Genomic DNA, 6,894 nt, shown 5'->3' with positions numbered 1-6,894 from the left:
CACATCCCGCCGGCATCGGGCGCATCCGCGCTTTTGGAGCACGCGATCAGGTTGGCCATGTGGCCCCGTGGGGTCTGGAAGGGATGAGTCATTGCAGGCTCCTTGCCTTGGGCGGGCGCTCTCTCTGAGAACCAGGGTCAGATGGGCGCGCGCGACGAGGCACAACCGGATCCCTGAATAAGGGCGGCAGAGTGGCTTATGAGCGGGATGGGCTCAATGCGTCCAAGGGGGTTTGGGAAAAGGCCTACAACAATTGTCTTGATAATCCGGCCGAGGTGACAGGCGAGCGACCGTTACGCACATTTCAAGCCTGCATTCACTCCCCCAAGCGGGACCCGAAGCAGCGTAAAGAACAACGGCTGCCCCTTCCCGGCGCAGCCTCGACCATAAACACGCACGACTCGGCTTTCCCCTGAAAATTGGTTCACCCACCACCGAACCAATCCTGATTCCCACCACCGAACCAACACCGCGAACCATTGGCTATTGGCCCGCCCACCGTGAGGTAGAACGGTGGCGGCCTGAATCGACGCAACTGTCGCGCGAACCAATTCCTATTGGCATCGCTCTTGCAGCCGCCCCAGCAGCCCTCGCTCCAACTTCCACGCGACCGAGGGCCTTTCTTTTGGCCTGGCGTGAGTGACCGCGATGCAACGGTTCGACCCTGACTTAACCATCGATAACGCGTCAAAGCTGGCCCTGGATGCCTTGCGGCAGATGGTGGCGCAGCATGCGGCCTTCCCCCAGCGGGCGTTGCCGACTGAACGGGATCTGGCGACGGATTTCGGGGTAAGCCGCCGCGCTATTCGTCGCGCCTTGTCGGTGCTGGAAGCCGAGGGCCAGATCTGGCGGCGACAGGGCAAGGGTACGTTTGTCGGGCCGACACCGCCCAGTGCTTCGTTGAGTTTTGCGCGGTTGTCCGGGCGGACCAATTTCAGTGAAGTCATGGAAGCGCGGCTGCATCTGGAGCCGGCGTTGGCTTCATTGGCAGCGGTGCGGGCCAACGGCGAGCAGATGGCCATTTTGCGCCGTCTGGCCGAGCGCACCACGCGCCAACAGAACGCCGATGAAATTGATGCCGAAGGGCTCGAATTGTGGGACAGCGCCTTGCACCGGGGGATCGCTGAAGCGGCCGGTAACCGGCTGATGCTGGACATCTTCGAAATGCTCGATGCCATTCGACTGGACCCCATGTGGCGGGACCTGCGGCAGCGGGCGCGCAATGCCGATCGGCTCGACAGTTACCGGCATGATCATGACGACATCGTCACCGCCATCGAAAGCCGCGACCCGGTAAAGGCTGCCACCGCCATGCGCGGGCATTTGCGTGCCCTGCAACAGGCGCTCGACACCGTGATCAACCAAGATCTGGAGGCGAGTTTATGAGTGCGACCGGCAACGATTCGGACCACTGGGTGCTCAGTGTCAGCGACCTGACCGTGGGCTTTTCCGGGGCGCCAGCCAATGTCGTCGACGGCGTGTCGTTCAAGGTGCAACGGGGCAAGACGCTGGCCATTGTCGGTGAATCCGGCTGCGGCAAGAGCGTGACCTCCATGGCATTGATGGGCTTGCTGCCGGACAGCGCAACCGTCGCCGCGAGCGCTTCCAGCCTTTTGGGCGAATCGTTGCTGGGCATGCCGGAAGCTCGCTTGCTTGATGTGCGGGGCAATCGCATGGCGATGATTTTCCAGGAGCCCATGACCTCGCTGAATCCGGTGTTCACCATTGGCGAGCAAATCGTTGAAAGCGTCATTCGTCATCAGGGTCTGTCAGCGAAAGAGGCGCGGCAGCGTGCTTTGCAAATGCTGGAAAAAGTCCGCGTCCCGGATGCCGTGCAGCGTCTTGATGCCTACCCACACGAACTGTCCGGCGGCATGCGTCAGCGGGCGATGATTGCCATGGCGCTGGCCAACGATCCGGCGCTGATCATTGCCGACGAACCGACAACGGCCTTGGACGTGACCATTCAGGCGCAGATCCTTTCGCTGGTTGCCAACCTGCAAGCCGAAACCGGCACCGCGATGATCCTTATCACCCACGACCTGGGCGTGGTGGCGGAAGTCGCCGACGATGTCATGGTGATGTACGCCGGGCGCGTGGTGGAAAGCGGTTCGGTGAAAACCCTGTTCGACGATCCGCAGCATCCTTACACCCTTGGCCTGATGGGTTCGATGCCCTCCATTGGCCCTCGGGAAGGTCGCCTTGCGACGATCAACGGCCGCGTACCGACCCCGGCTGAAATGCCGGCGGGCTGCCGGTTCGCCGGGCGCTGCCCGTTCGTGATCCCGGCCTGTCGCGAAACCCGACCGCCGCTGCTTGAGCTTTCCCCCGGACATTTCGCCGCGTGCATCCGTGCACCCCTGGAACTGCATGTGGGAGCCAGCGCATGAGCCCTTCAGACCGCGACGTTGTCGAGCGCATCACCTTGGAACGCACAAGCCCAAAACCGATCCTTGAAAGCATCGGCCTGAGCAAGCACTTCAGTGTGGAAAGCGGCCTGTTCCAGCGCAAAAAGCCCCCCGTTCAGGCGGTCAATACAGTGTCGCTGTCAGTGCGCAAAGGCGAAACGCTGGCCTTGGTGGGTGAGTCGGGGTCGGGTAAATCGACATTGGGCCGACTGTTGCTGAATTTGCTCAAGCCAACAGCGGGAGACGTGATTTACGAGGGCCGTAACCTGGCCAACCTGTCACCGGAAAAGCTGCGTCAGGTGCGTCGCGACTTGCAGATCATTTTCCAGGACCCGTTCGCGTCGCTGAACCCGCGCATGACCGTGGAATCGATTATTGGCGAGCCGATCTGGTTGCACAGTGAAGCCGGTCGCAGCGACCGCCAGGCCAGGGTCGCCGAGCTGTTACGCACCGTGGGCCTGGCGCCGGAGCACGGCAGTCGGCATCCCCATGAGTTTTCCGGCGGTCAGCGCCAGCGCATTGGCATTGCCCGCGCCCTGGCGTCCGAACCGCGCCTGATTCTCGGTGACGAGCCGGTGTCGGCACTGGACGTGTCGGTGCAGGCCCAAGTGGTGAACCTGCTGGAAGACCTCAAGCATCAGTTCGGCTTGACCCTGGTGATCGTCGCCCACGGGCTGGCGGTGATCCGGCACATGAGTGACCGCGTCGCCGTGATGTACCTCGGAGAGATCGTCGAACTGGCCCCCGTCAACGGGCTGTTCGAAACCCCGCTGCACCCCTACACCCAGGCGTTGATGGCCGCCGTGCCGGTCAGCCACCCGGACCTGCGCCACCCCCGCCCCTTACTGGGAGGCGACATGCCCAGCCCTAGCCGTCCGCCTTCGGGCTGCCGGTTTCACACGCGCTGCCCTCATGCCCGCGCACTCTGCAAAGAGTCCGCCCCCGTCATGGAAAGTGTCGAGGCAGAGCGTCAGGTGGCGTGCCACTTCTGGAGGGAAATCGCCAACGCTGGCGCGGGCACGTTAATCCTTCCTACACCCAGCGCGGCCTACACCCGGCGTCTGAACCTGTTCAAGACTCATCAATCCCTATCGACGGAGAGCCAGCCATGAAAACCGCACGTCTTTTGACAGGAACATTGTTACTGCTGGCCGCCAACGCCGCCTTTGCCGAATCCACCTTGCGCATCGGTATCCAGGACGACCCGGATGTCCTGGACCCGCATCGTTCACGCACCTATTCCGGGCGCCTGGTCTACACCGCGCTGTGCGACAAACTGGTGGACGTCAACCCGGACCTGACTTACGCACCGCAACTGGCCACGGCCTGGAACTGGAGCGAGGACGGCAAGACGCTGACCATGACCCTGCGCGAAGGCGTGACCTATCACGACGGCGAAGTGTTCGACGCGGCCTCGGTAAAGTTCAACCTGGACCGCGCCCGCACCCTGCCCGACTCCCTGCGCAAAAGTGAACTGGCGTCGGTGGACAGCGTGGAAGTGATCGACGCGAAAACCGTGGCGATCAAACTCAAGCAGCCTGACGCCACGCTGGTTTCGCAACTGTCGGACCGCGCCGGGATGATGCTTGCACCCAAGGCCGCCCAAGGTGAATTCGGTGCAAAACCGGTCTGTTCCGGCCCGTACAAATTTGTCCAGCGCGTGCAGCAGGATCGCATCGTGCTGGAGCGCTTCGACCACTACTGGAACAAACAGGCCTACCACTTCGACAAGGTGATTTTTCTGCCCATCCCGGACACGTCCGTGCGTCTGGCCAACCTGCGTTCCGGAGACCTGGACATCATCGAACGCGTCGCGCCCACTGACGTGAAAACCGTCAAGTCCGACAGCAAACTGGCGATCTACAACACGCCTGGCCTGGGCTATATGCAACTGATGTTCAACGTTGCCAACGGCGAGAAAGCCAATACGCCCATGGGCAAGGACAAGCGTGTGCGCAAGGCGTTTGAACTGTCCATCGACCGGGACGCCATCAATCAGGTGGTCTTCGAAGGCTTATATGCACCCAGCGCTCAACCGTTCCCGAAAAACAGCCCTTACTACGACAAGGATCTGCCAATCCCGGCCCGCGACATCGCCAAAAGCAAGGTGCTACTGGCTGAAGCCGGGGTCAAGCTGCCGCTGGCGGTGGACCTGAAGGTCGCCAACAACCCCATCGCCCAACAGGTCGGGCAGATCATCCAGGCCATGGCCGAAGAGGCGGGTTTCAAGGTGAATCTGGTCGCCACCGAATACGCCACGTTGCTCAGCGAACAGCAAAGCGGCAACTTCCAGATCGGCATGAGCGCGTGGTCCGGCCGGCCCGACCCGGATGGCGACATTCATCAGTTCGTGACCTGCAAGGGCGGCCAGAACGACGGCAAATACTGCAACGCCAAGCTCGACGAGTTGCTGAACAAGGCGCGCACGGTCAACGACGTGGCCCAACGTCAGGCGCTGTACAACGAGGCGCTGCGCCTGTTGGCTGACGAAGTGCCAACTGCCTACCTGTATTTCGATCCGCGAATCATCGCCATGCGTACCGCCGTGACCGGTTTCGTGCCGAACCCGGACGGCCTGATCCGCCTGACCAATGTCGCGTTCAAGCCGTGATTGACGCGCGCACCCGCGAGGATTCGGCATGCTGATGTTCATCCTGCGACGCCTGCTCAGTGCGATTCCGACGTTGATTCTGGTTTCGCTGTTCGTTTTCACCCTGCAAAAACTGCTGCCCGGCGACCCGGTGCTGGCCATGGCCGGGGAAGAACGCGACCCGGCGGTGATGGAATACCTGCGGGACAAGTACCGCCTCAACGACCCGTTACCGCTGCAATACCTGCACTGGGCAGGCAACGTCCTGACCGGCGATTTCGGCACGTCCCTGCGCACCGAGCAGCCGGTCACCACGCTGCTGGCCTCCAAGTTGCCGGTCACGCTGGAACTGGCGGTGTTCGCGCTGTTGATCGCACTGCTGATCGGCATTCCAACCGGCATCATTTCCGCCGTGCGCAAAGGCACGGTGGTGGATTACGGGGCGAACGTGGTGGCGCTGTCGGGCATCTCCATCCCGCACTTCTGGCTGGGGATTCTGTTGATCATGGTCTTCGCGGTGAAGCTGCAATGGTTGCCGGCTTCAGGCTTCGTGCCCATGGACGAAGATTTCGGGCAGAACCTGAAAACCCTGATCCTCCCGGCGTTTGTGCTGGGTGCCGGGTTGTCGGGGATTCTCATGCGTCACACCCGCAGCGCCATGCTGGAAGTGTTACGCACCGACTATGTGCGCACGGCACGGGCCAAGGGTCTGTTCCCGCGTACGGTGATCCTCAAGCATGCGCTGCGTAACGCCTTGATGCCCATCGTGACGCTGACCACGTTGTTGTTCGGCGAACTGCTGGGCGGCGCGGTGCTGACCGAACAGGTCTTCAGCATTCCCGGCTTCGGCAAGATGATCGTCGATGCGGTGTTCAATCGCGATTACGCCGTGGTGCAGGGCGTGGTGCTTTGCGTCGCCATTGGTTTTCTGCTGCTGAACCTGCTGGCCGATGTGCTCTATCGCATGATCAACCCGCGTTTGAGGACTGCCTCATGACTGCCATCGCCAGTGTGACTCATCCCGTAATACGGCCCCGCAGCCGCTCGCCCTTTATCAAGAAATTCCTCGCCAATAAGGGGGCGGTGCTGGGCGCGGTGGTGTTGCTGCTGTTTATCCTTGCCGCTGTCTTCGCCCCGTGGATCGCGCCTCATGATCCGCTTAAAGCCAACTTCCTTGCGGTGCGTAAAGGGCCATCGTTGATCTACTGGCTGGGCACCGATGAGCTGGGCCGCGATCTGTTTTCACGCCTGCTCTGGGGGGCGCGCAGCTCTTTGCTGGCGGGCGGGGTTTCTGTGGCGATCGCCATGCTGATCGGCGTGCCACTGGGCCTGCTGGGCGGTTACTTCGGCGGCAAGCTGGATGCGATCCTTTCAAGGATCATGGAAGCGCTGCTGTCCTGTCCGTTCCTGGTGCTGGCGATTGCGCTGGGGGCTTTTCTCGGGCCGAGCCTGACCAATGCCATGATCGCCATCGGCCTGTCGGCAATGCCGATTTTTGCCCGACTCACCCGAGGACAAGTGCTGTCGATCAAGCACGAGGATTATCTGGAGGGCGCCCGGGCCATTGGCCTGCCGGATCGCTGGATCATCCTGCGTTACGTGCTGCCCAACGTGACATCGCCGCTGGTGGTTCAGGCGACGCTGACCATCGCCTCGGCCATTCTGGCGGAAGCCAGCCTGTCGTTTCTCGGCCTGGGCCAACAACCGCCCTCCCCGTCCTGGGGCTCGATGCTCAACACCGCGAAAAATTTCATGGAACAAGCGCCGTGGATGTCGATTGCGCCGGGCGTGGCCATCTACATCACCGTCTTGTGTTTCAACCTGCTGGGTGACGGCCTGCGCGATGCGCTGGACCCCAAAGGCTGATCTGCCCTTCTGCCATCTTCTGCCAAAGAG

General features: G+C 61.9%; 6 protein-coding genes. All 6 read left to right on the top strand.

Annotated features, from left to right (window positions below; all coding sequences use genetic code 11):
- The first annotated feature begins 648 nt into the window (after nt 1-648).
- From ACP7B0_RS08895 to ACP7B0_RS08870, 6 genes are read left to right on the top strand one after another with little or no spacing between them, the layout of a single operon-like run.
- A complete protein-coding gene (locus ACP7B0_RS08895) occupies nt 649-1,386 on the top strand; it encodes a FadR/GntR family transcriptional regulator (RefSeq protein WP_426140838.1) in 738 nt (245 codons plus the stop codon).
- Entirely contained in the window at nt 1,383-2,390 is a 1,008-nt protein-coding gene (locus ACP7B0_RS08890) for an ABC transporter ATP-binding protein (RefSeq protein WP_426140837.1), read from the top strand. The genes ACP7B0_RS08895 and ACP7B0_RS08890 overlap by 4 nt, the downstream gene beginning before the upstream one ends.
- Nucleotides 2,387-3,520 (top strand): ABC transporter ATP-binding protein, encoded by a 1,134-nt coding sequence (locus ACP7B0_RS08885; RefSeq protein ID WP_426140836.1) that lies wholly within the window; start codon nt 2,387-2,389, stop codon nt 3,518-3,520. The genes ACP7B0_RS08890 and ACP7B0_RS08885 overlap by 4 nt, the downstream gene beginning before the upstream one ends.
- Nucleotides 3,517-5,019: an ABC transporter substrate-binding protein gene (locus tag ACP7B0_RS08880; protein ID WP_426140835.1), complete on the top strand. Its 1,503-nt coding sequence runs from the start codon at nt 3,517-3,519 to the stop codon at nt 5,017-5,019. The genes ACP7B0_RS08885 and ACP7B0_RS08880 overlap by 4 nt, the downstream gene beginning before the upstream one ends.
- 28 nt (nt 5,020-5,047) lie before the next feature.
- Nucleotides 5,048-5,995: an ABC transporter permease gene (locus tag ACP7B0_RS08875; protein WP_426140834.1), complete on the top strand. Its 948-nt coding sequence runs from the start codon at nt 5,048-5,050 to the stop codon at nt 5,993-5,995.
- Complete coding sequence (locus ACP7B0_RS08870; protein WP_426140832.1) at nt 5,992-6,864, top strand: ABC transporter permease; 873 nt, start codon at nt 5,992-5,994, stop codon at nt 6,862-6,864. Before ACP7B0_RS08875 ends, ACP7B0_RS08870 begins: the two co-directional genes overlap by 4 nt.
- Nucleotides 6,865-6,894: the final 30 nt, after the last annotated feature.

Source organism: Pseudomonas sp. DWP3-1-2, from assembly GCF_049896285.1.
In the GTDB taxonomy this organism is placed as follows: Bacteria; Pseudomonadota; Gammaproteobacteria; order Pseudomonadales; family Pseudomonadaceae; genus Aquipseudomonas.
Note: the sequence above shows the minus strand (reverse complement) of the source record. Positions and strands in the feature narration are given on the sequence as shown.